Source organism: Streptomyces sp. NPDC012827 (genome assembly GCF_042900905.1).
Lineage (GTDB): Bacteria > Actinomycetota > Actinomycetes > Streptomycetales > Streptomycetaceae > Streptomyces > Streptomyces gulbargensis.
In genome coordinates this window covers 1-25121 of the sequence record NZ_JBIBBY010000008.1, presented here as the reverse complement: position 1 = coordinate 25121, position 25121 = coordinate 1, and the positions used below count along the sequence as shown (strand labels likewise).

General features: G+C 74.0%; 21 protein-coding genes. 13 read left to right on the top strand and 8 right to left on the bottom strand.

Features of this window, described 5'->3' with window-relative positions:
* Positions 1-41: 41 nt before the first annotated feature.
* Both ACFY60_RS18745 and ACFY60_RS18740 read right to left on the bottom strand, forming a co-directional pair.
* Positions 42-455 carry a hypothetical protein gene (locus ACFY60_RS18745; protein WP_388611799.1) on the bottom strand — a complete coding sequence of 138 codons (414 nt, stop codon included), beginning with the start codon at positions 453-455 and terminating at the stop codon, positions 42-44.
* A 159-nt stretch (positions 456-614) separates the two neighbouring features.
* Complete coding sequence (locus ACFY60_RS18740) at positions 615-2123, bottom strand: DUF4246 domain-containing protein (protein ID WP_388611797.1); 1509 nt, start codon at positions 2121-2123, stop codon at positions 615-617.
* A gap of 191 nt (positions 2124-2314) precedes the next feature.
* Here ACFY60_RS18740 and ACFY60_RS18735 point away from each other — a divergent pair, with 191 nt between their 5' ends.
* From ACFY60_RS18735 to ACFY60_RS18725, 3 genes are all read left to right on the top strand, one after another.
* The gene (locus ACFY60_RS18735; RefSeq protein WP_388611795.1) at positions 2315-2590 is read left to right on the top strand and encodes a hypothetical protein; all 276 of its coding nucleotides are present in this window, start codon (positions 2315-2317) and stop codon (positions 2588-2590) included.
* Positions 2591-2876: 286 nt separating this feature from the next.
* A complete protein-coding gene (locus ACFY60_RS18730) occupies positions 2877-3212 on the top strand; it encodes an alpha-amylase (protein ID WP_388611794.1) in 336 nt (111 codons plus the stop codon).
* A gap of 245 nt (positions 3213-3457) precedes the next feature.
* The gene (locus ACFY60_RS18725; protein WP_388611793.1) at positions 3458-5551 is read left to right on the top strand and encodes a SpoIIE family protein phosphatase; all 2094 of its coding nucleotides are present in this window, start codon (positions 3458-3460) and stop codon (positions 5549-5551) included.
* Positions 5552-5761: 210 nt separating this feature from the next.
* On the opposite strand, the gene ACFY60_RS18720 is transcribed toward ACFY60_RS18725, so the two are convergent.
* On the bottom strand, positions 5762-7723 hold the full coding sequence (locus ACFY60_RS18720) for an ATP-binding protein (RefSeq protein WP_388611791.1): 1962 nt from the start codon (positions 7721-7723) through the stop codon (positions 5762-5764).
* Positions 7724-8080: 357 nt separating this feature from the next.
* Here ACFY60_RS18720 and ACFY60_RS18715 point away from each other — a divergent pair, with 357 nt between their 5' ends.
* Entirely contained in the window at positions 8081-8398 is a 318-nt protein-coding gene (locus tag ACFY60_RS18715; RefSeq protein WP_388611789.1) for a hypothetical protein, read from the top strand.
* Between the two features lie 89 nt (positions 8399-8487).
* On the opposite strand, the gene ACFY60_RS18710 is transcribed toward ACFY60_RS18715, so the two are convergent.
* Positions 8488-10809 (bottom strand): Orn/Lys/Arg decarboxylase N-terminal domain-containing protein, encoded by a 2322-nt coding sequence (locus tag ACFY60_RS18710; RefSeq protein ID WP_388611787.1) that lies wholly within the window; start codon positions 10807-10809, stop codon positions 8488-8490.
* 269 nt (positions 10810-11078) lie between these two features.
* Positions 11079-12284 (bottom strand): MFS transporter, encoded by a 1206-nt coding sequence (locus ACFY60_RS18705; RefSeq protein ID WP_388611785.1) that lies wholly within the window; start codon positions 12282-12284, stop codon positions 11079-11081.
* 105 nt (positions 12285-12389) lie between these two features.
* On the opposite strand from ACFY60_RS18705, the gene ACFY60_RS18700 reads away from it, so the two are divergent.
* From ACFY60_RS18700 to ACFY60_RS18690, 3 genes are all read left to right on the top strand, one after another.
* Entirely contained in the window at positions 12390-13364 is a 975-nt protein-coding gene (locus ACFY60_RS18700) for a LysR family transcriptional regulator (protein ID WP_388611783.1), read from the top strand.
* Between the two features lie 287 nt (positions 13365-13651).
* Positions 13652-13852: a DUF6479 family protein gene (locus ACFY60_RS18695; RefSeq protein WP_388611781.1), complete on the top strand. Its 201-nt coding sequence runs from the start codon at positions 13652-13654 to the stop codon at positions 13850-13852.
* On the top strand, positions 13849-14118 hold the full coding sequence (locus tag ACFY60_RS18690; protein ID WP_388611780.1) for a DUF4235 domain-containing protein: 270 nt from the start codon (positions 13849-13851) through the stop codon (positions 14116-14118). The genes ACFY60_RS18695 and ACFY60_RS18690 overlap by 4 nt, the downstream gene beginning before the upstream one ends.
* 346 nt (positions 14119-14464) lie before the next feature.
* Here the strand turns inward: ACFY60_RS18690 and ACFY60_RS18685 are convergent, their stop codons facing one another.
* Positions 14465-14737 carry a GlsB/YeaQ/YmgE family stress response membrane protein gene (locus ACFY60_RS18685; RefSeq protein ID WP_388611778.1) on the bottom strand — a complete coding sequence of 91 codons (273 nt, stop codon included), beginning with the start codon at positions 14735-14737 and terminating at the stop codon, positions 14465-14467.
* 697 nt (positions 14738-15434) lie between these two features.
* Between ACFY60_RS18685 and ACFY60_RS18680 the strand changes: the two genes are divergently transcribed.
* The 4 genes from ACFY60_RS18680 (at position 15435) to ACFY60_RS18665 (ending at position 20915) form a co-directional block, all read left to right on the top strand.
* Positions 15435-15989 (top strand): hypothetical protein, encoded by a 555-nt coding sequence (locus ACFY60_RS18680; protein WP_388611776.1) that lies wholly within the window; start codon positions 15435-15437, stop codon positions 15987-15989.
* A gap of 275 nt (positions 15990-16264) precedes the next feature.
* Positions 16265-17737 carry an aldehyde dehydrogenase family protein gene (locus ACFY60_RS18675; protein WP_388611774.1) on the top strand — a complete coding sequence of 491 codons (1473 nt, stop codon included), beginning with the start codon at positions 16265-16267 and terminating at the stop codon, positions 17735-17737.
* Positions 17738-17763: 26 nt separating this feature from the next.
* Positions 17764-19329 (top strand): APC family permease, encoded by a 1566-nt coding sequence (locus ACFY60_RS18670; protein ID WP_388611772.1) that lies wholly within the window; start codon positions 17764-17766, stop codon positions 19327-19329.
* Positions 19326-20915 (top strand): GMC family oxidoreductase, encoded by a 1590-nt coding sequence (locus tag ACFY60_RS18665; RefSeq protein WP_388611770.1) that lies wholly within the window; start codon positions 19326-19328, stop codon positions 20913-20915. Before ACFY60_RS18670 ends, ACFY60_RS18665 begins: the two co-directional genes overlap by 4 nt.
* A 78-nt stretch (positions 20916-20993) precedes the next feature.
* Here ACFY60_RS18665 and ACFY60_RS18660 read toward each other — a convergent pair whose 3' ends face one another.
* Positions 20994-22322, bottom strand: a complete 1329-nt coding sequence (locus ACFY60_RS18660; RefSeq protein WP_388611768.1) for a UDP-glucose dehydrogenase family protein — start codon at positions 22320-22322, stop codon at positions 20994-20996.
* Positions 22323-22457: 135 nt separating this feature from the next.
* Positions 22458-22709, bottom strand: a complete 252-nt coding sequence (locus tag ACFY60_RS18655) for an EF-hand domain-containing protein (protein ID WP_388611766.1) — start codon at positions 22707-22709, stop codon at positions 22458-22460.
* Between the two features lie 536 nt (positions 22710-23245).
* Here ACFY60_RS18655 and ACFY60_RS18650 point away from each other — a divergent pair.
* On the top strand, positions 23246-24460 hold the full coding sequence (locus tag ACFY60_RS18650) for a phosphatidylserine/phosphatidylglycerophosphate/cardiolipin synthase family protein (protein ID WP_388611765.1): 1215 nt from the start codon (positions 23246-23248) through the stop codon (positions 24458-24460).
* Between the two features lie 153 nt (positions 24461-24613).
* Positions 24614-25024 carry a DUF4190 domain-containing protein gene (locus ACFY60_RS18645; RefSeq protein ID WP_388611764.1) on the top strand — a complete coding sequence of 137 codons (411 nt, stop codon included), beginning with the start codon at positions 24614-24616 and terminating at the stop codon, positions 25022-25024.
* The last annotated feature ends 97 nt before the right edge of the window (positions 25025-25121 follow it).

The window sequence follows — 25121 nt, the reverse complement described above, 5'->3', positions numbered from 1 at the left end:
ACAACGGCCCGTCTCCCCGCGCGGAGGCGGGCCGCTGCCCCTCAGGCCGCGATACGGAGCAGGAGGGCGGTCAACTGCCGCACCGCGCCCTCGGCCTCGGCGAACTGACCGGGCGTCGGGTGCGAGGTGTCGAAGTTCCGACCGCCGCCCGACGGCAGGGCCCGCCAGTGGAGAACCGGCGAAAGGGCCTCGATGCAGGCGGCGAGGAACCACGCGAGGCGACCGTGGGTGCGGGCCAGGGCGATCGCCAGCGCGGCCAGGACTTCGCGCAGGTGCGCCAGGCGTTCCAGGTCGGCCAGGGCCTCCTGGTCACCGGTGTGACCGACCGCCTGCTGGAGGCGGGTCGCCGTGGCGAGCGCCAGGTCCCGGTCGCCGGGCGTGAGGTCCCACCCCTGCTCGTGGAGCTGCTGCTCCGCCTCTTCGATCAGCGCTCCGACCGCCGTCCGTACTCCCATGTCCTCACAATATTGCCACAACCCGCCCGGCAACTCCCCGCGGTCTTCACATGCGGGTGGTGCGGCTGCCGGAAGGGCCGGGCTCCTCGGACGTACGGTCCGGCGCCGGTCGCTGCCCGGGGCCCCAGGGTCGGGGCACCCGGGGACCACCGGAGGGCGTCAGTGCTCGCAGAGGGAGAACTCCCGCTCGTAGAGCTGCTCGTTGTGCTCGTCCACGAAGAACTTGCGCTCCCGCATGAGCTGTTCGCGGAAGTCCTTGGCCTGTTCGAGCGTCATGGTCGAGGTGTCGGACCAGGGCTGCTGGGGAGGCACGTCGGAGGTCGAGACGATCGTCTCCGACGGGTCGACCAGGAAGAACGCCAGGATCTTGCGATGCCCGGGGCGGCTGGGATCCGCCAGGCGGAAGGAATCGACCCGGTGCTGCAGGACGTTCGGGAACGCCAGGCAGCGCCCCGCCGGGGTCGCGACCGATCCCAGCACCTGGTTCAGCGTGTCCTCGTTCTCCAGCCCGTAGACCTCGCGCACACCGTTGTCGTCGTTCTGCTCGTACTCCGGGTCGTCGAGCGCCGCCCGGAATCCGAGGCGGCTCTCGGTGATGTTCTCGCTGTCCCAGTAGAAGATGCCGGTGGAGACGATCCGCTCGTTCAGCATCCCCTCGACGTGCCAGGAACCGCCGGCGTACTCCGGCTTCTCCGGGGTGAGATGCAGGGTGGCGAGCTTGACGACGACCTGGAGGCGGCGGCCGCGCAGGTCGACGCGGGCCGACGCGCCCGGCGGCTCGGGCGCGGTGAAGGCGGGGGCGTCGGGGACCACCGGGCTGCGGTTCTCCCACCAGTCGTCCATGGCCGTCTCCCAGGCCCGGACGGCCTCCCGGTAGGCGGCGTCATCGCTGTGGGCGGAGGCGTCCGGGCGCTCCGGCCCGGAGCCGTACCACCCGTAGGGGTCGGCCTCGATCCGCGGGGGCCGCGGGTGACGCAGATCGGTGAGGACGTTTTCCAGCAGCGGCCGGAAACGCGCGAACACGTCCGGCAGGACGGAGAGCAGCGCGCGGTGCTTCTCGGGATGGACGTTGTTGACGTACGAGCGGAAGGTGGCCTCGCCGTCCGCGCTGATGTCGACGTCGGTCGGCAGCCACTGGAACCTCTCCGAGAACTCGTACTTCGAGTAGTGGTTCGTCGGGTTCCGCCACGCCCGCTCGGGCCCGCCGCTCACCTCCCTGACGAGGCAGAACAGTGACGGGTGCACCAGATCCAGGACCTGACCGCCGGATCCGGGATGCCAGTCCTTCTCCTCCTCCGGTACCTCTTCCAGCACCCGGACCGCCTCGCGCAGGCGGGACCTGAGTTCGTCGTCGACCAGGGTGTCCGACTGCCACACCCCGTCGACGCCGGACACCTCCGTGCCGGTCCGCTCGTCCCGCAGCGCGGCGTAGTGCGCGAGCTCGTCGAGCACGTAACGGACCTGCGCCTCGGTGAGCCCCTGGTCGAGCGCTTCCCGCGTCCATCTGGCGACGATCCCGGCGTCGTTCATCTTGTCGAACCACCCGGGCTTCTCCCGGATGTGCGCGCTGCACCGGATCATCTGGCGCTCCCGCACCGTCCGGGGAGTCGCGAACGGCAGGGAGCGGGAGGTGTGAAAGGGCAGCGGGAAGGCGGGCAGGCCAGACAACTCTCTTGGTCCTCCGAGTCGGTGTGCGGTGGCCGGAAGGATACGTGAGCGCACCGACACCGCCGCCGTGGCCCCTGCGGCGGCCGGAACGCTCCGGACCGGGCGCGGACGGTTCCGTACGGCACGGTTGACGGCCGCCGAGGCGGGCAGCCGGACGGTGAGACACGTACGGAACCGAGGAGGAGTCCCCGATGCAGAGCGCACCCGAGCCGGAACTGCCCGATCCCGTGCCGTCCGACCCCGACGCGGTGACGCCGGACCTGCCCGCCCCGGGACCGGAGGCACCCGACATACGGATCGCCCGGCCCGAGCGGCCCCGGACCGAGGAGGCCGCCGACGGCGCGGCGGGAGGCGACACCCGGGAAGCGGCCGGGCACGACGAGGAGCGGAAGAAGCCGGAGCGGGGCGGCGACAGCACGGCGGTCGCCGGCCCGGGCACCCCGGCGCCCCAGGAGCAGACCGGCTGACGCCGGATCCCCCGGCCCGGGCGGGCGGCGAGGCGGTGCACGTGCGGGCCCCGCGCCCGCGCGCTCCCCGGGCCGGTGGAACTCGGCCATGGTGAGCGGGGTGGTGCGACGGGTCGGGGGATCGGAGGTACCGGACATTTCGCGGCCTGCGGCACGTGAGGGGCGCGCACCTTCTTTCAGGCAGAGAAACATGCGATGACCTGCTTGTTAAAGGGGCGGTGCCGGCGTGTCTGAAAGTCCTTGCAGCAACTTGCGGAAAGTTCTTTCCTCGGGTGAGGTGCGGGGCATGACGAACCGCATGAAGCACAGAGCGCGCACGACCACCCTCGCCGCCACCGCCGCGGCGGGACTGCTGACGGTGCTGACCTCCACCCCGCCCGCGGCGGCCGCCGACTCCGCCGCGCCCGCGTGCGTGGAGTACCACCAGAGCTGGCGCTACACCGATGTGCACAACACGTGCGCGGAGACCGTCGCCGTCACGGTCGACTACACGAACGGCCAGTGGGCGCCCTGCCGGGTCGTCGAGCCCGGACAGCGGGCCACCTTCGCCGGATACGGCACCGACGGCAACTACGTGACGGGGCTGCGGACCTGCGACCCCGCCGCGCCGAGCGGCGTCTGATCCGGCCGGCTCCGTCCCTCGCCACGGAGCGGCAGGGCCCGGCGCACCGCCGGGCCCTCCTCCCGCACACGAAGGGGGCTCCGCCCGCCCGGCGGGCACCACGGCGGAGCGCCCCCGTCCGGTGGGCCGGAGCGGGCGCCGCGGGTCTCCGGGATGGTCACCGTGCGGCCGGGGGCGCAGCATGGAGGGTGTTCAGCCGGTGGCGGCCCTCCCCGCCGCCGGGCCGTGGGCGAAGGGAGCAGGCCATGAGCGACGGCGCGCCGCCCGGGCCGGACGATTCCGGGACTCCGGAGGCCGGCGCCGACCGGCCGGCACCCCGGCGGGGCCTGCTGGACTTCCTGAACGTCGCGGCGGTCGTCCTGGACGCGAACGGCCGGATCGTCTTCTGGAGCCCGCAGGCCACCGACACGTTCGGTTACACCTCACAGGAGGCGCTCGGCCGGTACGCCGCGCGGCTGCTGGTGGGGGAGGAGAACCGTGACCGGGCGGTGGAGCTGTTCGGCGGCGTCATGGGTACGGGGAAGCCCTGGTCGGGCGTCTTTCCCGTCCGCCACCGCGACGGTGCGACGCGGCCGGTGGAGTTCCGCTCCATGCGTCTCCTGGACGACCTCGGGGACGTGTACGCCCTGGGGATCGCCGTCGACCAGGCCGCCCTGCACGACGTGGAGAGCCGGCTGGCGCTCTCCGAGCAGCTGGTGTCCCAGGCACCGGTCGGGTTCGCCCTCCTGGACACCGATCTGCGCTACCGGCTGGTCAACCGGGCACTGGAACGGATCAACGGCGTGCCGGCCGGCGAGCACATCGGGCGCCACCCCCGCGACATCCACCCCGACGCGCAGGTGGAGATCGTCGAGCAGGCCCTGCGGCACGTCCTGGAGACCGGCGAGCCGCTCATCGACCAGCACTTCGTCGGACGCACCCGGGCCGATCCCGCGCACGACCGTGCCTGGTCGGTGTCCCACTACCGGATCCACGACCCGGCGGGCGAGGTGATCGGCGTCGCCACCTCGGTGGTCGACATCACCGAGCGCCACCGGGCTGCGGCCGAGGCCGAGCAGGCCCGTCGGCGGCTCGCCCTGATCGCGGACGCCTCCACCCGGATCGGGACGACACTCGGTGTCGAACAGACCGCCCGGGAGCTCGCCGAGGTCGCGGTGGGAGACCTCGCGGACCTGGCCGCGGTCGACGTCCTGGACGGCGTGCTGTCCTGCCGGACCGCCGCACCGCGCGCGGACGGCCCGGAACTCTTCCGGGCCCTCGCCGTCGCCTCCGCCTTCCCCACCCACCTCACCGCCGTCGCGGACCCGGTCGGCGAGGTCGCCGCCTACGGCCCCGAGCGGCTGATCACCCGGTGCGTGCGCACCGGCCGGCCCGTCCTCGTGGCCCACTGCGGCGAGCAGGACCTCCGGCGCATCGCCCGCGATCCCCAGGCCGCCGCGGCCCTCGCCAGGAGCGGGGTCCACTCCTACCTCGCCGTTCCGCTGATCGCCCGCGACGAGATCCTCGGCGCCCTGGACCTCCTGCGGGTCCGCAACCCGGCACCCTTCGACGCGGACGACGTGCTCCTCGCCCGCGAACTCGCCGCCCGGGCCGCCGTCGCCATCGACAACGCCCGCTGGCACCAGAACGTCCGCACCGCCGCCGAGACCCTCCAGCGCAGCCTGCTGCCGCCCGCCCCGCCCCAGCGTCCCGGCCTGCGGATCGCCTCCCTCTACCGGCCGGCCCGGGCCGCCAACGAGGTCGGCGGGGACTGGTACGACGTGATCTCCCTGACCGGCGACAGGACCGCCCTCGTCATCGGCGACGTCATGGGCAACGGCATCGACGCGGCGGCCACCATGGGCCGGCTGTGCACCGTCGTCCGCGCCTACGCCGCCCTCGACCTGCCGCCCGACGAGATCCTCCACCACCTGGACGACCTCACCGACGGCCTGGAGCACTACATCGCCACCTGCCTCTACGCCACGTACGACCCGCACACCGGCCAGTGCCGGATCGCCAACGCGGGACACCTCCCGCCGGTCCTGACCCGCCCGGGCCACCGCCCCCAGCTGCTGCACCTTCCCAGCGGCGCGCCGCTCGGCGTCGGCGGAGTCACCTTCGACACCACCACCGTCCCTCTGCACCCCGGTGACCAGCTCCTCCTCTACACCGACGGTCTCGTCGAGACCCGTGACGACCCCATCGACGAGCGCCTCACCACCCTGCTGGCCGCCCTCGGCCCGGCGGGCCGCGACTTCGACTCCCTGTGCGGGCGGCTGGTCGACGCCATGCGCCAGCCCGAGGACCCGGACGACGTCGCTCTCCTCCTGGTGGAGGCGGGGGACCACGAAGGCTGACCGTCCCGGCCGACCGGCGGGAGCGACGGACACCGCGCACCGGTGGGTACCGGTCGAACCGCTCGGCACGAGCACCGGCGAAGGCCGCCTCACACGACGGAGGTCTCTTCCCGCCCGACCGGCTGACCGGGGGCCGCCGGCCGGGTCACCCCCCGGGGGAGACGACGAACGGGCGTGCGGCAGGGGCGCTCCGGTCCGTGCGCGTCTCCTTCACCGGGCCGGCCCGCCGGCCGGCGTGCGGGGCTCCGGCCGGGGGCCGGGGAGACGCGGCCGGTCGCGCGGGAAGGGGGAGGGGCCGCGCTCCAGGTGGTCGAGCAGGCGGCTCAGGGCGGAGTGGGCCTGGGGCGCGTCGAGACGGGCGCCGAGCTGGGTGAGGGCGCGGTGGGCGCGGTGGCGGGCCCGGGCGGTGCGGCCGGTGTGGTGGTCGGTGAGGGCGCGGGCGTACTGCGCGAGGGCGACGGCCCAGGTGTCGTGGCAGGCGGACGGCTGGGCGAGGGCGCGCCGCGCGGTCCGGGCGGCGCGCGCGGGCGAGAGGTGGCTCTGGACGACCGCCAGGGCGGCCAGGCTGACCATCCGGGTGGGGCCGCCCGGGGCGTGTTCCGGGATGGTGTCGGCGGCGTGCCGGTAGTGCCCGGCGGCGGCGGGCAGGTCGCCGCGCCGCCAGGCGAGCGTGCCGTGCGCGTGCGCCACGCGGCCGACGAGGGCGTCGTCTCCGGCGAGGACGGCGGTGGTCCAGGCCCGGTCCACCAGGGCGCGGGCGGTGACCGGGTCGGCGCCGGCGGTGAGCCAGCCCGCCAGCCACTGGCCCCGGGCGGCCTGATGGCTGTCGGCCGGGAGGAGGGGCAGCAGTGCCAGGAGATGGCCGGCGCCGTCCCGGGCACGCTGCTGGCTCACCCACCAGAACCACAGGTGGAGCGCGGTCTCCAGGGTGATGTCGGCGCGGTCGGGACGGTGGGCGGCGCGGCGCAGCAGGGCCTCCAGGTCCGGGAGTTCGTCGTGGACCAACTGGACGGCCTGCTGCTGCAGGCCCGTGTTCCACAGCGTCTCCGCCACCGCGGCCACGCTCCGGCAGTGACGGGCGTGCCGTTCCTCCGCCGCGGGTGCCTCGCCCGCCGCGGCCAGGCGCTCGGCCCCGAAGTCGCGGGCGGCCCGGGTGAGCCGGTAGCGCGGTTCGCACACCGCGCCGGGCTCCCCCCGCCGGTCCAGCACCCCGTTCGCGGTCAACTCGGCGAGTGCGCGCGGTACGGCCTCGGCGGCGGGACCGGCGCTCTCGCACACGAAGGACGCGGCCTGCTCGGTGAAGGAGCCCGCGAACACGCTGAGGCCGCGCCAGACGGCCCGTACGGACGGTGCGCACAGGGCGTGCACGGCGCCCAGGGACGATCTGACCGAGCGGTGCCGCGGGACGGCCGGGCCGGGGCCGGGGGCGGTCAGCCAGCACTGCCCGTCCGCCAGGCGGGCGGCGAGCACGCGCACGCTGGTGTGCTCCAGCTGCGCCGCGGCCAGTTCCAGAGCCAGCGGTACGCCCTCCACCAGCGCGCACACCCGGTCCACCGCGTGCCGGTCCTCGGGGGCGATCCGGCCGTGCCGGAGCGCCTGGGCGTGGAACAGCGCGGCGGCGGGGGAGAGGCCCGCCGACGGCGGGTCGGTGGACAGGGGGCCGAGGCGCAGGACGTGCTCCGGGCCGAGGCCCAGGGGGCGTCGCGCGGTGACGAGCACCCGCAGGGCCGGCAGGCTCAGCAGGAGGGACTGGGCCAGCCGGGTGCAGTCGGCGTGCACCGCGTCGACGTCGTCCAGGACGAGGAGCAGTTCGCCGCCGATCACGGACCGCATCGCGGTGGCGAGGTCGGGGGAGGCGGTCCGGTCCGGCCTGCCGGTCGCCGCGTCCAGGGCCCGGGCGATCCGAGCCGCGAACGCCCAGGGGCCGGCCGGGACGCCGTCGTGCCACCGGACCCGGACCGTCGTCCGCCACGGACCGGCCCCCGGCGCGGCCACCGCCGCCAGGGCCAGTCGGCTCTTGCCGACGCCGGCCGCGCCCGTCACGGTGACCAGCCGGTGCGTGGCCAGGGCCGCTCGGAGCGCCGCCGTCTCGGCCTCCCGTCCCACCAGGCCGGAGCTCGCGCCGGGGCGGTCCGTGGACCGGACGTCGTATCCGTGGCCTGCACGAGGCACGTTCGCCACTCCCATGATCAGTTCGTCTCCCGTTCGTGACGCCCGGGCGGCAGGAAACGCTGCCCGGAGTCCGCAGGTCCCGGTTGCAGAACCGTCACTGCAGAACCGTCACTGCACCCCAACGTCTCCCCGGCGCGGGAAGTAGCGCCGGCGCCGTCCGCATCACCCGTCACGGTGAAAAGCAGGGCGTGCGGGGGTCGCGCGGTGGGGCCGTTCCCGGATGGGGTGAGGCCTTCGGCTGGCTTCACTCGAATGCCGCGTTCCCTGCCCTGGGGAGGGTCGTTGTGCGGGGTGCGACAACGGAAACGCGAATTCTTTTCGAATGTGACGACTCTTGATCCCTGAAATGAGGAACCTATGTACGAAGGAACGATTCCCCTTGAGGACTTCCTGCGCACCATGAACGAGTTGCAGGCGGACTTCGAGCGGCGCCTCGGAGGGATCGAATGCGGGGCGGATTCGGTTCCTCCGGCGACCGGACGCGAGCAGGAACGTTCCGGCTCGTCGCGGTGGGCGGAGCCGGACGACGACCGCCCCCTCGGCCTGGAGGCCATCTGGAACACCCCCCGCCGCTCCTCCGCCGCGCGGGCCGGCGAGGGGTGGCGTCCGGCCGCCGCGTACCGGCCGCACGCGCCGGACGCGCCCCCGGAGGAAGGGTTCGTCCGGCACCGGTGAGGACGCCCGCGCGTCCGGTGCTCACGCCGGGGCAGAGGCGAACGCCCCCGGCCTTCCACGCGCGTGCGGCCGGTCCGTGGGCGAGGGGCTCAGGCCGTGGAACGCCGGACGCATTCGATCAGATAGTCACCGGACTCCGGGTCGACCGTCACCCCGTGGGCCTCGCTGTGGAAGCCGGGGAACTCCCGGTCGAACGCCTCCAGCGCCCCCAGATACCGCAGCAGCGGGCCGTCGGGGGCGCCGATCGACTCGCCGGGCATGAGGACCGGGATGCCGGGCGGAGTCACCGTCACCATCGCGGCTGCGACCCGGCCCGCCGCCTCCGCCGGACGCAGCCGCTCGGTGCCGCCCCGGACGAGCCGCTGGTAGCAGCGCTGCGGCGGCTCGACCGGCTCGGGAAGTTGCTGGAACGCGGCGTCCAGGGACGCGATCAGCTCCCCGCTCGCGAGGTGCTCGTGCATGTCCTGGCAGAGTCCGCGCAGCGTCCCGCCGCCGTAGCGCAGCGGGAACTGCTCCACCAGGCCCGGCAGCGCCTCCTCCAGCGGGGCGTCGGCGTCGTACAGGGCCTTGAAGTCCATCAGGGCGTCCATGAGCGTGCCCCACTTGCCCTTGGTGATGCCCATGGAGAAGAGGATCAGGGTGGTGTAACTGTCGGTCTTCTCCACCACGATGCCGCGATCCGCCAGGTACGCGGTGAGGATCCGCACCGGGATGCCCCAGGGCGAGGTCTCCCCGGTCGCGCCGACCCCCGGGCAGGTCAGCGTCACCTTGATCGGGTCGAGCATGCAGTAGCCCTCGGTGAGCCCCTCGAACCCGTGCCAGGCGGCCCCCGGCTCCAGTTGCCAGCAGGACGGCTCGGAGCGCAGCAGCGCGGCGGGCGCGTCGGCGAAGGCGACCGGGGTGCCCGTGGCCGGATCGGTGACGGTGTGGGGCTGCCACACGCCGAAGAACCACTCGGGGCGGTCGCCCGCCTCGGCGATCCGGCGGCCGGTGCGGACGACGGCCTGCCGGAAGCGGATCGCCTCGGTCACCGCCTCGTCGATCAACCACTCGCCCTGGGGGCCGTCCATCATGGCCGCCGCCACGTCGAGGGAGGCGATCGCCGGATAGAGCGGGGACGTCGTCCCGTGCATCATGTACGCCTCGTTGAAGCGTTCGTGCTCGACGGGAGCCCGGGGCGACGACCGGACGTGCACCATCGCGCCCTGCGACAGCGCGGCCAGTAGTTTGTGGGTCGACTGGGTGGAGAACACCGTGGGCCGCTCCGGGCCGGGGAGCGTCTCGGGGCCGACCGCCATCCCGTACCGCCCGGCGTACAGCGGATGGAAGCGGGCGTACGCGAACCAGGCCTCGTCGAAGTGGAGGCGCGGCGTGCTCGGGGCGAAGGCGCGGGCCGCCGCCACCGTGTCGTAACACAGCCCGTCGTAGGTCGAGTTGGTGACCACCGCGTACTGCGCCTCCGGCGCGACGGCGCCGGCCGCCAGGGGGTTCTCCGCGACCCGGGCCGCGACCGCCCCGGGTGCGATCGCGTGCGGGGGAAGCGGGCCGGCGAGGCCGTAACCGTTGCGGGTGGGCACCAGGTAGACGGGACGGGCGCCGGAGATCACCAGCCCGTGCAGGACCGACTTGTGACAGTTCCGGTCGACCAGGGCGATCTCGTCGGCGGTCACGCTGTAGTGGCCCACCATCCGGTCGGCGGTGGAGTTGCCGTGCAGGACGAAGTACGTCCGGTCGGCCCCGAAGACCCGGGCGGCGTTGCGCTCCGCGTCGCCGATGGGCCCGTTGTGCTCGAAGAGGGAACCGAGCGCGCCGACGGAGATCGACAGGTCGCTGCGGAACAGGCGCTCGCCGAAGTACTCGAAGAAGGCGCGGCCGGTCGCGGACTTGAGGAAGGCGACACCGCCCGAGTGCGCGGGGGTGTGCCACGAGTACTCGTGGGCGTCGTCGAAGCGCCGCAGGGCCTTGAAGAACGGCGGCAGGAGGTCCTGGTGGTAGGCCTGGGCCGCCGTCACGATGCGCCCGGCGATGAAGGTGGCGGTGTCCTCCAGCGGCCAGACGTAGCCGATCACCGCCTCCGAGACCCACAGCGGGAGCCGTTCGAGGTCCTGGTCGGAGTCGTCGTTCATCAGCAGGAAGACCGGCAGCCGCTTCCAGCGGCGCTGGATCTGGCGGAGTACGTCCGCTCCGCCGCCCTCCCCGTCGGTGCCGCCGGGCAGGTCCCAGGCGATCACGGCGGCGGAGAGTCCGGCCTCGGTCCGCAGGGTGGCCTTCGCCTCCCCGGCGCCGGTGGCCCAACGCGGCTCCAGGCCACGGTTGTCCAGCTCCTTGCCGATGCGGCGTACCTGCTCGGTGCCGGCGCCGCCGGCCAGGGGGTTCTCGCGCAGTGCCAGCAGCACGCTGTTTCGTGTCATGTGTACGCCTCCGGTGGGGGTGTGCCGATTCGTCGCGCATGTCGGCTGCGGCACAGTGTGGGGGGCGCGGGGGGCGTGAACCGATCGTCGCCGCCGCTTTCACCCGCAGAGGTGGCTGCGGCGCGGGCTGCGCGACGTCGCGCTCCTGCTCGCGGCGCCCGCCCTGGCCCGCCTCGCCGGCGGACGCCGGCTGCCCCGAGGACCGCGCCACCCCACCGCTTCGCAGGGCCGCCCGTGGGGGAGACCCCTCCGCGCGGGCACCGTTCCTCTCAGCGGCGGGTGCCGCCCGGGGCCCGGCCGAAGGCCGTCACCGCGCAGGCACCGGCGGCGAGGGCCGCGCCCAGACACAGCACGGCCCCGACCCCGGCCGTGTCCGCCGCGAGGCCCCCGGCGAACGCCCCCAGCGCGATCGAGCCGTTGAAGGCCCCGACGAACAGCGCCGACGCCGCCTCCCGGGCGTCGGGGGCCGCGGCCAGCAGCCACGTCTGGGTGGCGACCGACACCCCGCCGTACGCGACGCCCCACACCGCCAGCAGCACCCCGGCCACCGGCACCGAACCGCCGAACGACGGCAGGGCGCCGACCGTCACCGCCGTCACCAGGCCGATCACCAGGAGCGTGCCGCGCGGCGAGCGGGAGACCACGGACCCGGCGGCGAAGGTGCCGACGACGCCCGCGAGGCCGTACACCAGCAGCAGGGTGCCGATCGTCGTCGCGCCCGCGCCCGCCAGCCGCTCCAGGACCGGACGGACGTACGTGTACGCGGCGAAGTGCCCGGTCACCAGGAGCGCCACGACACCGAGCCCGGTCGCCACCGGCGGCCTTCCGGCCAGCCGCAGCACACCCCCCAGCCGCAGCTCCCCCTCCGCCGGGAGCGCCGGCAGCAGCGCCGCCAGGGCCACCAGCACCACCAGCGCGAGCCCGCCGGCCGCCAGGAACGCCGCACGCCACCCCGCCAGTTCGCCGAGGAACGTACCCGCCGGCACGCCCAGCACGGAAGCCACCGCGATGCCGCTGAAGACCAGCGAGGTGGCCCGGCCCACGGACCGCGCCGGGACGAGCCGTACCGCCAGACCGGCCGCGACGGCCCACACCCCGCCCATGCCGACGCCCACCAGCACCCGCGCCACCACCATCACCGCGAAGTGCGGGGAGAACGCGGCCAGCAGATTGCCCGTCACCAGCACCCCCATCAGCCCGCACAGCACCCGGCGGCGGTCGAAGCGGCTCAGCGCGGGCGTGAGGAGCGGTGCCGCCACCGCGGCCACCAGCCCCGTGACGGTGAGCGTCAGCCCGGCCGTGCCCTCGCTCACCCGCAGCGCGCCGCCGATCGGGGTGAGCAGACCCACCGGCAGCATCTCGGACGTGACCACCGTGAACGTCGCCCCCGCCACCGCCGTCACCGCCGCCCAGCCCCCGTGCCGCGTTCGCGCCCCGCCGGCCGCCGTACCCGTGATGTCCCCTGTCCCTGTCATGCGACCAGCCAACGCGGCACGACCCGCGGGAACAACAGCCGATCACTCATGCTTCGATGAGCGGGGCTCATCGATCGGCGCGGCGGCGGGAAAGGGGTCCGGGGCATGGGAGGTCTGGAGATCCGCGAGCTGGAGGCGTTCCTCGCGCTCGCCGAGGAACTGCACTTCGGCCGGGCGGGGGAGCGGTTGTACGTCTCCCAGAGCCGGGTCAGCCAGCTGCTCCGGTCCCTGGAGCACCGGATCGGCGCCCCGTTGGTGGAACGGACCAGCCGCCGGGTGAGCCTCACGCCGCTCGGCGCCTCCTTCCTGGCGTCGCTGCGTCCCGCGTACGACACCCTGCGGGCGACCGTCGAGGAGGCGCGCGCGGCGGCCCGGGGGGCCGTCGGGGTGCTGCGCGTCGGCTTCCAGGGGGCGGTTGACGACCGGGTGGCCGGGGCCCTCGCCCTGTTCGAGGAGCGCCACCCCGCGTGGACGGCCGAGGTGGTGGAGATCCCCCTCGCGGACCCCTTCGGGGCGCTGCGCCGCGAGGAGGTCGACTGCGGGGTGGTGCTGCTGCCGGTGGCGGAGGAGGACCTGGCGCTCGGGCCCGTCTTCTCCCGGCAGCCGCAGACCCTGGCGGTCTCCGTCCGGCACCCCCTGGCGGCGCGGGAGTCGGTCGCCGCGGAGGAGCTGGCGGACTGCCGGCTGATCGGCGTCCAGGACTCCGCCCCCGCCTACTGGCGGCTGGCCCAGGCCCCGCGCGAGACGCCGGGCGGCCGGCCCGTCCCGGCCGGGCCCCTGGTCACCACCCTGCAGGAGGGCCTGTCGCTCGCCGCGGCGAACCGGGGGGCCATGCTGCTGTGCCGGTCCACCGCCGAGTACCACGGCCGCCGGGGCTCCCTCGCGTTCGTCCCGGTCGACGGCCTCCCCGACTCCTGGCTCGGCCTGGTCCTGCGCCGTACGGATCCGGCCCCGCAGGCCCGCGCCTTCTCCCGCGCCCTCGCCGACACCCTCGCCCGCGCCGACCCGGCGCCGGACGGACCGGAGCGCGCTCCGGGTGCGGGGGAGGCGAGGCGGACGGCGGCGAGCTCCGCGGGCTGACGGGGACGAGCCGGCGGGCCCGTACCGCTCGCGCGGACGGACACGGCCCGACGGTCGCGGGCGGGTGAGCGCCGACCCGGGAACGGCCCGCGTGCCGGTTCCCTCCGGACGGCGCGGGGCCCGGAAACGGCCCGGGGCAGGCCCGGCGCCGCTCCCCACCCGCGCATGGGGGCGCGACGTCGGGGTACTCGGCACGCGATCACCTTCGCCGCGGTGCGGGGGCCGGCACGAGAACGCGCGCCCGCCCCCGTACCGGCGCGGACCAGTCCGTCGATGGGAGAGATGCCATGATCGCCACCAGTCCTCCAGCCGTCCCGCTCGCAGCCTCCGGTTCGTCCTCGATGCTGATGCCGCTCGTCGGGATCGCGGTGGTCCTGGTGCTCATCGCGGCGTTCTGGTGGGGGAGCAAGCGGGTCGCCCGCAGGCGCCGGACCGTGGGATCGGTCCAGCCGCCGGCCGCCACGCGGCGGGGGGAGGGCACGCGATGAAGAAGACGGCGATCCTCTACAAGCCCGTCTCCCTGACCTTCGGCACCGCGGGCGGCCTGCTGGCCGGAGCGGCCTTCAAGCGGGTGTGGCGGCTCCTCGGGCATGACGACACCGACGCGCCCAACGCCACCGACGAGGACCGGGGGTGGGGCGAGGTGCTGCTGGCGGCGGCGATCCAGGGCGCGATCTTCGCCCTCGTGAAGGCCGCCGTCGACCGGGGCGGGGCCACCGCCGTGCGCCGGGTCACCGGTGCCTGGCCCACCTGAGCACCACCGCGCACCGCACGAGCCCCCGGACGCGACGCGTCCGGGGGCTCTCGGCATCCCGGACACCGTGACGTCCCGCTGTGCGCCGGGACGCACCTCTCGCCGTGCCGACCCGCCCCCGGACCGTGGAGCCGTGCCACCGCGCCGCTCGCACACCTCCGGGCCGCCGGGGAACGCCTCGGAGCGCGGGAGAACGCCCCCGCACACGGCTTCGCCCCGCACACGCTTCCGTGTGCGGGGCGAAGGGTGCCCGGGAGCCGGAGCGTGTCCGGTCCCCGTCCTGGCGTGCGGTCCCGAGGGTGCGGGGCCGCGCGGTGAGGGCCCGCGGGGCGGCCCCTCACGACTGTCAGGCGTGATGCGTGCGACGGCCGGCGACGGCGCGGTAGATCAGCAGCAGGATGATCGAACCGATGATGGCGGCCACCCATGTCGAGAGCTCGAAGAACCCGTCCACGGCCTGGACGCCGAAGATCACCTTGCCCAGCCAGCCTCCGAGCAGGCCGCCCGCCACGCCGATGAGGGTCGTGACGACCAGCCCACCAGGATCCCGGCCGGGCGTGAGTGCCTTCGCGATGAGCCCGGCCAGCAGCCCGATGATGACCCAGGCGATGATTCCCATGATGTGCCTCGTCTCCTTCGAGTTCTGCGTTGTGCCTCCCTCTTCGGGTGGACCCGAACAGCGCTTCTAAACCCTCCGGCCTCGCGGGAGGCGCCGCGTCCGGCGGGCGAACGCCCCGGAGTGAGGCGTCCCGGGCCGAGTGCGATGCGCGCGAAGATCGTCGTACGCATGAACGAAAGGGCGTCCGCGCCGCCATGTCCGGCTCCCCGAGCTCCGCGCCCCTCCCGCCCTCCTCCTCGCCGTTGCCCTGGTGGCGGACGGGCACCGCACGGGTGGTGGCGATCGCCGCCGTCCCGTTGGCCGGGCTGATGAACGACCGCCTGGGCGGTGTGATGCTGCTGATCGCCCTGGTGCTGCTGTGGTGGCGCAGCCCCTGGCCCAAGGGGGGCCGTCCCGTCGCCTCGGTGGTGGCCGCGGCCCTCCTCGGGGCCGTCCTGCCCGATCGGCCGGCGCCCGCTCCGGACCGCGCCGGGGCCGCCGCCCGCGCCGACGCGAAGCCCCTGGTCTCCCCGAGCCGCCTCCCCGGCTTCCCGCGCCCCTCGCGGACGACGCCGGAGCCCACCATGCCGGCCGTCCCGGACTTCACGGGCGACTCCCTCGACATCGCCTTCCCCCGCTCCCGGCGGCTCGGACTCACCGTGAGGTACCACGACGCCTCCGACGGGAAGCGGAGGGTGGGGGGCGCTCGCTGTGGAAGGTGTGCTTCCAGAAGACGTCCGGCACCCCCGGCGACCCGGCCGTCGACTGCGCCGTCGTCCGCGACGAGGAACCCTGCCCGCCGGCCGAGGGCAGCCCGGTGCCCTGGCCGCGGATGCCCGAAGTGGTCTGGACGACCTGGCGCGCCGCCGTCGCCGAGGTGGTGGGCGCGGGCGTGCCCGAGGACCGGCTGTACGCCGGGACGGCGTACCTCGACGACGTGCTGCCCGCCGAGGGCGCGTACGAGGAGTGGCGGGTCTGCCGGCAGGACCCCGCGGAGGGCGAACCGGTCACGGACGAGGTCCGGACGGTGACGCTCTCCCTGACCGCGCCCGGCACCGGCTGCCCCGACCCCGACCGCGGCCGGGACGCCCGGCTGCCGGACCGCGACGGCGACGGGGATCCCGACCGCCTCGACCCGTACCCGGGCGACCGCGACCGCACCCGCCTCCACCCCGACGGGCGGCCGGGCGGCTCGGACTCCTGGAGCGGCTCCGGGGGTTCGGGCGGCTCCGGCGGCGGCTGGAGCCCCTGCCGGCACACGCGGTGGTGCTGACCGCTCCCCGGTGACCCGGGCGGCGCCGGTCGGCCGGCGCGTGCACCGGTCCCCATGTCCCCGACGCGGAACGCCCGCTGATCCCCCGTCGGAAAGCGGCCCGTTCCCCGTCGGCCGACACCGGACCCTTCTCCCTCCGGGCACCGCCCGCGCGGACCCGAGCCCCTCCTCACCCGCGTGTGGAACCTCACATTCGGCATGGAACGCGAACGCCGGGTGAGGCACCCGTCCGCAAGGACGCGCCGCAAGGGCGCTGACCAGGAGGAACGAGAAGCATGCCCGAACTCTTCATCGGCGGGGCCTGGCGGTCCGCACTCGACGGCCGGACCCGGGAGATCCGGTGCCCCGCCGACGGAAGCCTCGTCGCGGTCGTCGACGAGGCCGGCGGCAAGGACACCGTCGAGGCCGTCGCGGCCGCCCGCCGCGCCTTCGACGAGGGACCGTGGCCCACCACTCCGGCCGCGGAGCGGGGCGATCTGCTGCTGCGCGTCGCCGGCCTGCTGGAGCGCGACAAGGACGCGCTGGCCCGCGCCGAGTCCCTCGACACCGGCAAGCGCCTGGTGGAGAGCGCGTACGACATCGACGACGTCATCGCCTGCTTCCGCTACTTCGGACGGCTCGCCGGGACCGAGACCGGCCGGGTCGTGGAGACCGGCACCCCCACGGCCGAGAGCACCGTCGTGTACGAGCCGGTCGGGGTCTGCGCACTGATCACTCCCTGGAACTACCCGCTGCTCCAGACCGCCTGGAAGGTGGCCCCGGCCCTCGCCGCCGGCAACACCTTCGTGCTCAAGCCCAGCGAACTCACCCCGCACACCGCCGTCCACCTGGTGCGGCTGCTCACCGAGGCCGGGCTGCCCGGCGGCGTCGCCAACCTGGTGCTCGGCGCGGGCCCCGAGGCGGGCGCGCCGCTCGCCGAGCACCCCGACGTCGACCTGGTCTCCTTCACGGGCGGCGTGCGCACCGGCCGCCGCCTGATGGCGGCCGCCGCCGCCACCGTGAAGAAGGTCGCCCTCGAACTGGGCGGCAAGAACCCGAACATCGTCTTCGCGGACGCCGACTTCGACGCCGCCGTCGACATGGCGCTCACCGCGGTCTTCCTCCACTCCGGACAGGTCTGCTCGGCCGGGGCCCGGCTCCTCGTGGAGGACCGGATCCACGACCGGTTCGTGGACGAACTCGTCCGCAGGGCCGGAGACATCCGCCTCGGCGGCCCCTTCGACGAGGACGCCAGGACCGGGCCGCTCATCTCCGCCGAGCACCGCGCCAAGGTCGAGGCGTACGTGGAGAAGGGCATCGCCGAGGGCGCGGTACTGCGCTGCGGCGGAGCCCGGCCCGAGGGCGCGGACTTCGAGCGGGGCTTCTACTACCTGCCGACCGTGCTGGACGAGTGCCGGGCGGACATGGAGGTCGTCCGCGAGGAGTCCTTCGGCCCCGTCCTCACCGTCGAACGGTTCCGCGACGGCGACGAGGACCACGCGGTCGGCCTGGCCAACGACACCATCTACGGCCTGGCCGGCGCCGTCTGGACCGGCGACGAGGCACGCGCCCGCCGGATGGCCCGGCGGCTGCGCCTCGGCACGGTCTGGATCAACGACTACCACCCGTACGTGCCGCAGGCCGAATGGGGCGGCTTCAAGCAGTCCGGCACGGGCCGGGAACTGGGCCCGGCGGGCCTGGCGGAGTACCGCGAGGCGAAGCACATCTGGCGCAACACCGCGCCGGAGCCGCAGCGCTGGTTCGAGTGATCCGCCCCCACCGTCGAGGAGTCCCCATGACCGCAGCACCGCCGGGGCCCGCCGTGGCCCATGACGACGACGAGCTCGCCGAGTTCGGCTACCGGCCCGAGCTCAAGAGAACGCTCGGCACCTTCCACACCTTCGCCGCCGGCATCTCCTACATCTCCATCCTCACCGGCACCTTCCAGCTGTTCTACTTCGGGTTCGCCAGCGGCGGACCCGCCTACTGGTGGTCCTGGCCGATGGTCTTCGCCGGCCAGTTCATGGTGGCGCTCTGCTTCGCCGAGCTGGCCGCCCGCTACCCGGTGGCGGGCTCCATCTACAACTGGTCCAAGAAGGTGGGCAATCCGCACATCGGCTGGCTCGCCGGCTGGATGATGCTCCTCGCCTCGGTGGTGTCGATCGCCGCCGTCGCCCTCGCCTATCAGCTGACCCTGCCTCAGATCTCCTCGGCCTTCCAGATCGTCGGGGACGGGACGGGGCCGTACGACACCGCGACCAACGCCGTCCTCCTCGCCGCCGTGCTGATCCTCTTCACCACGCTCGTCAACGCCTTCGGCGTGAAGCTGATGGCGCGGATCAACACCGCCGGCGTCTTCCTCGAACTGATCGCCACCGTCGTCCTCATCGTCCTTCTCGCCGTCAACGTCGTGCGCGGCCCCGAGGTCGTGACCGACACCGCCGGCACCGGCACCGGCCAGCCGTTCGGCTACCTCGGCGCGTTCCTCGTCGCCTCGCTCGCCTCGGCGTACGTGATGTACGGCTTCGACACCGCCGCCTCGCTCGGCGAGGAGTCCCTCGACCCCTCCCGCAACGCGCCGCGCGCCATCCTCCGCGCGATCGTCGCCTCTTTCGTCCTGGGCGGTCTCATCCTGATCCTCGCCCTCATGAGCGTCTCCAGCCTCAGGGGCGGGAAGATCTCCACCGACGGCCTCCAGTACGTCGTCCTCGACGTGCTGGGCCCCACGGCCGGCAAGGCGATGCTCTGGTGCGTCCTCATCGCCGTCACCGTCTGCGCGCTCGCCGTCCACACCGCCGCCGTCCGCCTCGCCTTCGCGATGGCCCGGGACAACAACCTGCCCGGCGCCGCCCGCCTGTCGAAGGTCAGCCCCCGCTTCGGCACCCCGGTCCTGCCGACCGTGATCATCGGCGTCCTGGCGCTGGCGATCCTGCTGGTCAACATCCGTCAGCCGCAGATCTTCACCGTGGTCACCAGCATCGGCATCATCATGATCTACCTCGCCTACCTGCTGGTCACGGGCCCCATGCTGGTCGCCCGGCTGCGCGGTCGCTGGAAGCCGGCCGAGGGCAAGTTCTCCCTCGGCCGCTGGGGCCTGCCCGTCAACATCCTCGCCGTGCTGTGGGGCGCGGGCATGACCCTCAACCTCATCTGGCCGCGCGCCGCCGTCTACAACGCCACCGCCCCCCACCACTGGTACCTGCGCTGGGGTGCCGTCCTCTTCGTCGGCGCCATCGCGCTCGGCGGATTCACCTACTACTGGTTCGTGCAGCGGCACCGCACCGGAGTCCTCGCCGAACACGCCGCCGCCCCGGCCGCCCCCGAACAGCCCGCCGCACCGAAGGAAGTCGCCGCCCGATGACCGATGCCACCCGCACCCACGACACCCACGGCACCCACGAGACGTTCGACTACGTGGTGGTCGGCGGCGGCACGGCGGGCAACGTCGTCGCCGCCCGGCTGAGCGAGGACCCGTCCGTGTCGGTCTGCGTCCTGGAGGCCGGCCCCAGCGACGTCGGCGACGACAACGTCCTGAAGCTGGAACGCTGGATGGGCCTCCTCGAATCCGGCTACGACTGGGACTACCCCGTCGAACCCCAGGCCAGCGGCAACAGCTTCATGCGCCACGCCCGCGCCAAGGTCCTCGGCGGCTGCTCCTCGCACAACTCCTGCATCGCCTTCTGGGCCCCCGCCGAGGACCTGGACGACTGGGCGGCGGCTGGCTGCGCCGGCTGGAGCGCGGCGGACCTCTTCCCGCTCTACCGGCGCCTGGAGAACAACGACGCGCCCGGCGACCACCACGGCCGCACCGGTCCCGTGAAGCTGCGCACCCTCAAGGGCGGCGACCCCTGCGGCACGGCGCTGCTGGAGGCCTGCGCCCAGGCGGGCATCCCCACCACCCCGTTCAACACCGGCCGGACCGTGGTGCGCGGCGCGAACTGGTTCCAGATCAACTCGGACGAGAACAACATCCGCCAGTCGTCCTCGGTCGCCTACCTGCACCCCGTCATGGGCAAGCGCCCCAACCTGGAGATACGCACCGGCGTGCGCGCCAAGCGGCTCCTCTTCGACGGCGACCGCTGCACCGGAGCCGAGTACCTCGACCCCGACATGATCCACAGCCGGACGGTCCGCGCCCGCCGCGAGGTCGTCGTCTCCTGCGGCTCCATCGACACCCCGAAGCTCCTGATGCTCTCCGGCATCGGCCCGGCGGAGCACCTGCGCGAGGTCGGCGTGGACGTCCGCGTCGACGCGCCCGGAGTCGGCGAGAACCTCCAGGACCACCCCGAGGGCGTGATCATGTGGGAGGCCAAGCAGCCCATGACCACCACCTCCAGCCAGTGGTGGGAGGCCGGCATCTTCTACGACACCGAGCCGGGGCTCGACCGCCCCGACCTGATGTTCCACTACGGCTCGGTGCCCTTCGACATGAACACCGCCCGGCACGGCTACCCCACCTCCGAGAACGCCTTCTGCCTCACCCCGAACGTCACCCGCGCCAAGTCGCGCGGCACCGTGCGGCTCCGCACCCGCGACTACCGTGACAAGCCGAAGGTCGACCCCCGCTACTTCACCCACGAGCACGACGTCCGCGTGATGACGTACGGCCTCAAGCTGGCGCGCCGCATCGCCGCGCAGCCCGCGCTCGCCGGCTGGGCGGGCGCCGAACTCGCCCCCGGGCCCGAGGTCCGTACCGACGACGAACTGCTCGACTACATCCACAAGACGCACAACACCGTCTACCACCCGGCCTGCACGGTGAAGATGGGCGCGGACGACGACCCGACGGCGCCGCTCGACGCCCGCCTGCGCGTCAAGGGCGTCCGCGGCCTGCGCGTCGCGGACGGCTCCGTGATGCCGGACCTCGTGACCGTCAACCCGTGCATCACGACGATGATGATCGGCGAGAAGTGCGCGGACCTGCTCCGCGAGGACGCCCGGGCCTGACCGGGACGCGGTCGTACGCCGGCCCGGACGGCCACCGGGCCCGCGTACGGCGCGGGGCACCCGGCCCCCGAACCCGGCTCACGCGGCGGGTTCGGGGGCCGGGTCCTGCCGCGACGGGCGGCGGTTGCCGATGCTCCGGTAGAGCGCGGGCGTGCGGTGAAGCACCGGGGCGGGCAGGCAGTTCTTGGCGTCGAGAACGATCCGCGGCTCCGCCATCCGGGGCACCAGCTCCTCCCAGTCGGCGCCCGTGAGTTCCGGCCACGCGGTCAGCACCAGTACCGCGTGCGCTCCGGTCACCGCCGACGCCAGAGAGGCGTGCGCCACCGCGCGCGGCGCGGCGCGGCGCAGGTCCTCGGCCGTCATCGCCGGGTCCCAGACCCGTACCACCGCGTCGTGCTCGTGCAGCAGCGGGATCACCGCCCGGCTCGGCGCGGCCCGCAGATCGTCGCTCCACGGCTCGTACCGCAGCCCGAGCACGGCCACGTGCAGACCGTTCAGGCGCCCTCCGGCGCTCTCCAGGAGCGTCCGCACGAGCAGCCCCGGCCGGCGGACGTTGGTCTCGATCGTGGCGTCCAGAAGCGGGGTGTCGAGGGCCCGCTCCCGCGCCCAGTGCGCGAGCGCGAGGGTGTCCTTCGGCAGGCAGGAGTCGCCGAAGCCCGTCCCCGGCGTCAGCAGGGCGGGGCCGATCCGGGGATCCAGGCCGACCCCGAGGATCACGTCGTCGATGTCGAGGTCCCCGTCGGCGCAGAGCCCGGCCACCTCGTTGGCGAAGCTGATCTTCGTCGCCAGGAAGGCGTTGCTCGCGTACTTGATCATCTCCGCGCTCGCCGGGGTCGTCGTCACCCACGGACAGCTCACCCACGCGTAGAGCTCACGGCACCGGGCGAGCGCCGCCGGGGCGTGCGTGCCCACGACGGTACGGGCGGGGGCCTGCCAGTCGTCCAGGGCCCGGCCCTGGTTGAGGAACTCCGGGTTGTACACGAACCGGTCGCGCAGGTGCGGGTGCTCCTCCAGCAGGGCGTCGCTCGTGCCGGGCGGCACCGTCGACTTGAGCACCACCAGCGGCGAACCCTCCAGCCGGGCCGCCTGCTGCACCGCCTGGCGGACATGGGAGAGGTTGGCCGTGCCGTCGGGCGCGGGCGGCGTCCCCACGCTCAGCAGCACCGCGTCGACCGGATCCGCGGCGGTCGCCTCCTCCAGGCACCCCACGAAATCCAGCCGCCCCGTCCGCAGCACCGACGCCAGGTGCTCCGCGAGCCCCGGCTCGTACACCGCCGGCTCCCCGGCCCGCAGCCGCGAGAGCCGCTCCGCGTCCTGCTCCACACCGACCACCCGGTGCCCGTGCCGCGCGAGCGCCACCGCGCCCGTCAGGCCGACGTACCCCTGCCCGATGACCGCTACCCGCATGGCACTCCTCGACGCTCGTGGGTCCCCGTCTCCCACCGAAACACAGAACGTGAGGACATGCCCTGTTCTGGTCACCCTCCGCCGCGCCCGGGCGGCGGACGCCGGCGGTGCCCGGCCCGCGTCACCGGGCCCGGGTCACCAGCCGAAGCGGCGGTCCGCCCAGGTCGCGAACTCCTCGAAGGTGAGCACGCAGTCCCCGTTCTGGTCGGCCGCGTCGAAGAGGGCCGCCGAGGCGTCGACGTCCCCGACGCCCCAGGGCGGGATCACGCCCCGCGCCGCGAGGGTCGGCCCCTTCTCGCGCAGCGCGCGCATCACCTCCATCCGCGTCAGGGTGCCGTCGTGGTCGAGATCGAGCGCGTCGAAGAGAATGCGGGCCTTGTCGCTCATCGCTGTCCTGCTTCCGTGTGACCGTACGCGCCGTCCGGCCGACGCCGCCTGACCGGAAGGACGCCCCCCGCGCCCGCCGGGTTGCCCGCGTACCCCCTGTGCTACGACAGGCTCCGCGTATGAGCCGTGGCCGACAAGGACGTTTCCGTGCCGCTCACCCGCCCCGCCGGGAGGGCCGGGTGGTGGCCTCGGGCGAACCGGCCGGCGTCCTCACGGAGGAGCTGATCGCCGACGTGTGCGGCGTCCGCGCGGCCGTCGCCCGCCCCGACCCGGCGGGACCGCCGCACATCCGCTTCCTCGGCACACTGACGTCCCGGGCGGACGGCCTCGCGGGCGGCCGGACACCCCGGGCGGACCGACGGCGGGGCGCCGGCGGACGCCCGGCCCACCGGCGCACCGGCGGCCCGCCCGGGCCGGCCGGGGAAAGGAGCAGGTGGGGGGCCGTGGAGCCGGGGGCCGGGGGGTCGGTACAGTCGGCGTCGCCCCGGCGGTGGCCGGACGTACGGGGCGACCTCCTCCGACCGGCAGGGGTAGCCATGACCAGTACACCCAGCACACCGGACCCGGCCGTCGGGACCGCCGCCCCCACCACCCCGGCCGAGCGCAAGCAGCGGATGCGACGGCGCCTGGAGCGCCTGATCGGCATCGCCGCCACGGAGGGGAACGCGCTGCGCGCCCTGCGCAACGGCGACGAGATCTTCCCGGCGATGCTCGACAGCATCCGCTCGGCCCGGCACACGGTGGACATGATGACGTTCGTGTACTGGCGGGGGGACATAGCCCGGCAGTTCGCCGAGGCACTGGCCGACCGGGCCCGGAACGGCGTGCGGGTGCGCCTGCTGCTGGACGGGTTCGGCAGCCGGCTCATCGAGCGGGACCTGCTGGACCTCATGGACCGGGCCGGCGCCGAGGTCGCGTGGTTCCGCAAGCCGCTGGTCCTCTCCCCGCTGAAGCAGAACCACCGCTGCCACCGCAAGGCGCTGATCGTGGACGAGTCCGTGGCCTACACCGGTGGGGTGGGCATAGCGGAGGAGTGGTGCGGCGACGCCCGCGACGAGAACGAGTGGCGCGACACCCACGTCCAGGTGCGGGGCCCCGCGGTGGACGGCATCGCGGCCGCCTTCGCGCAGAACTGGGCGGAATGCCACGACGTCCTGTTCGACACGCACGACCGCTTCACCGAGCACGAGCCGCAGGGCGACTCCGTCGTGCAGGTGGTCCGCGGCTCGGCCAGCCTCGGCTGGCAGGACATGCAGACCCTCATCCGGGTGATGCTCGAATCCGCCGAGCACCGCTTCCGCCTCGCCACGGCCTACTTCGCGCCCGACGCCTACTTCGTCGACCTGCTGTGCGCGACGGCCCGCCGGGGCGTCGACGTGGAGATCCTGCTGCCCGGACCGCACACCGACAAGAGGGTCTGCCAGCTCGCGGGACGGCGCTTCTACGAGGACCTCCTCGCCTGCGGCGTCCGGATCTTCGAATACCAGCCGACGATGATGCACGCCAAGATCATCACCGTGGACGGGGTGGCCGCACTGGTCGGGTCGACCAACTTCAACCGCCGCTCGCTCGACCACGACGAGGAGGTCATGCTGGCCGTCCTCGACGAGCACTTCACCGCCACCCTGGACGGTCACTTCGACGAGGACCTTCAGGCCTGCGAACGGATCAGGGCCGGACGGTGGAAGAAACGCTCCGCCTTCCACCGCGCGCAGGAGGCGGCGGTCGTCCCCATCCGCCGCTTCCTGTGACCGCGCGGGGCGCGGGGGCCCGTGCCCCGCACGCCGCGCACGGCTGAGGAGACGGGCGGCACAACGCGCGTACCGGCAAGGCGTTTGTCGGGGACTTCGGGGCAAGAGGGGCCGTACGACGAATCCTCGGCACCGAGACCAGAGACGAGTGTGATGACGTTGTCCTTCTCCTCACCCACCCAGCCCCACGACCCCGCCCGGCACCCCGGAGAGACGAGACGGACCAACGGCATGGCCATCGCCGCGCTGGTCCTCGGCGTCGTGGCGCTCGTCCTCTTCTGGACCGTCTTCGGCGGCATCGTGCTGGGCCTGGCCGCCGTCGTCCTCGGCATCATCGGCGCACGCAAGGCGAAAGGCGGCCGGGCGCCCCACGGCAAGATGTCGGTCGTCGGCGCGGTCCTCGGTGCCCTGGCCCTGATCGTCTCCGTCGTGATTCTCGCGATCGGCGCGTCGATCCTCGGCTCGGACGAATACAAGAACCTCGACGAGTGCGTCCGGGACGCCACGACGCAGAGCGAACGCGAGGCCTGCGAGAAGGACTTCGAGCGGGACATCAACGACTGACACCATCACCGACACGTCCTTCCGTACCTTCGCCACGGGCACCCTCGAACTGCCCGGCGGCGTCACGCTGACGTACAGCGTGCTCGTCGCCCTGGCG

Coding starts and splice junctions, on each gene's coding strand:
- ACFY60_RS18745 (WP_388611799.1), bottom strand. CDS start 455: ATGGGAGTACGGACGGCGGTCGGAGCGCTGATCGAAGAGGCGGAGCAG.
- ACFY60_RS18735 (WP_388611795.1), top strand. CDS start 2,315: ATGCAGAGCGCACCCGAGCCGGAACTGCCCGATCCCGTGCCGTCCGAC.
- ACFY60_RS18730 (WP_388611794.1), top strand. CDS start 2,877: ATGACGAACCGCATGAAGCACAGAGCGCGCACGACCACCCTCGCCGCC.
- ACFY60_RS18725 (WP_388611793.1), top strand. CDS start 3,458: ATGAGCGACGGCGCGCCGCCCGGGCCGGACGATTCCGGGACTCCGGAG.
- ACFY60_RS18715 (WP_388611789.1), top strand. CDS start 8,081: ATGTACGAAGGAACGATTCCCCTTGAGGACTTCCTGCGCACCATGAAC.
- ACFY60_RS18710 (WP_388611787.1), bottom strand. CDS start 10,809: ATGACACGAAACAGCGTGCTGCTGGCACTGCGCGAGAACCCCCTGGCC.
- ACFY60_RS18705 (WP_388611785.1), bottom strand. CDS start 12,284: ATGACAGGGACAGGGGACATCACGGGTACGGCGGCCGGCGGGGCGCGA.
- ACFY60_RS18700 (WP_388611783.1), top strand. CDS start 12,390: ATGGGAGGTCTGGAGATCCGCGAGCTGGAGGCGTTCCTCGCGCTCGCC.
- ACFY60_RS18695 (WP_388611781.1), top strand. CDS start 13,652: ATGATCGCCACCAGTCCTCCAGCCGTCCCGCTCGCAGCCTCCGGTTCG.
- ACFY60_RS18690 (WP_388611780.1), top strand. CDS start 13,849: ATGAAGAAGACGGCGATCCTCTACAAGCCCGTCTCCCTGACCTTCGGC.
- ACFY60_RS18685 (WP_388611778.1), bottom strand. CDS start 14,737: ATGGGAATCATCGCCTGGGTCATCATCGGGCTGCTGGCCGGGCTCATC.
- ACFY60_RS18675 (WP_388611774.1), top strand. CDS start 16,265: ATGCCCGAACTCTTCATCGGCGGGGCCTGGCGGTCCGCACTCGACGGC.
- ACFY60_RS18670 (WP_388611772.1), top strand. CDS start 17,764: ATGACCGCAGCACCGCCGGGGCCCGCCGTGGCCCATGACGACGACGAG.
- ACFY60_RS18665 (WP_388611770.1), top strand. CDS start 19,326: ATGACCGATGCCACCCGCACCCACGACACCCACGGCACCCACGAGACG.
- ACFY60_RS18660 (WP_388611768.1), bottom strand. CDS start 22,322: ATGCGGGTAGCGGTCATCGGGCAGGGGTACGTCGGCCTGACGGGCGCG.
- ACFY60_RS18655 (WP_388611766.1), bottom strand. CDS start 22,709: ATGAGCGACAAGGCCCGCATTCTCTTCGACGCGCTCGATCTCGACCAC.
- ACFY60_RS18650 (WP_388611765.1), top strand. CDS start 23,246: ATGACCAGTACACCCAGCACACCGGACCCGGCCGTCGGGACCGCCGCC.
- ACFY60_RS18645 (WP_388611764.1), top strand. CDS start 24,614: ATGACGTTGTCCTTCTCCTCACCCACCCAGCCCCACGACCCCGCCCGG.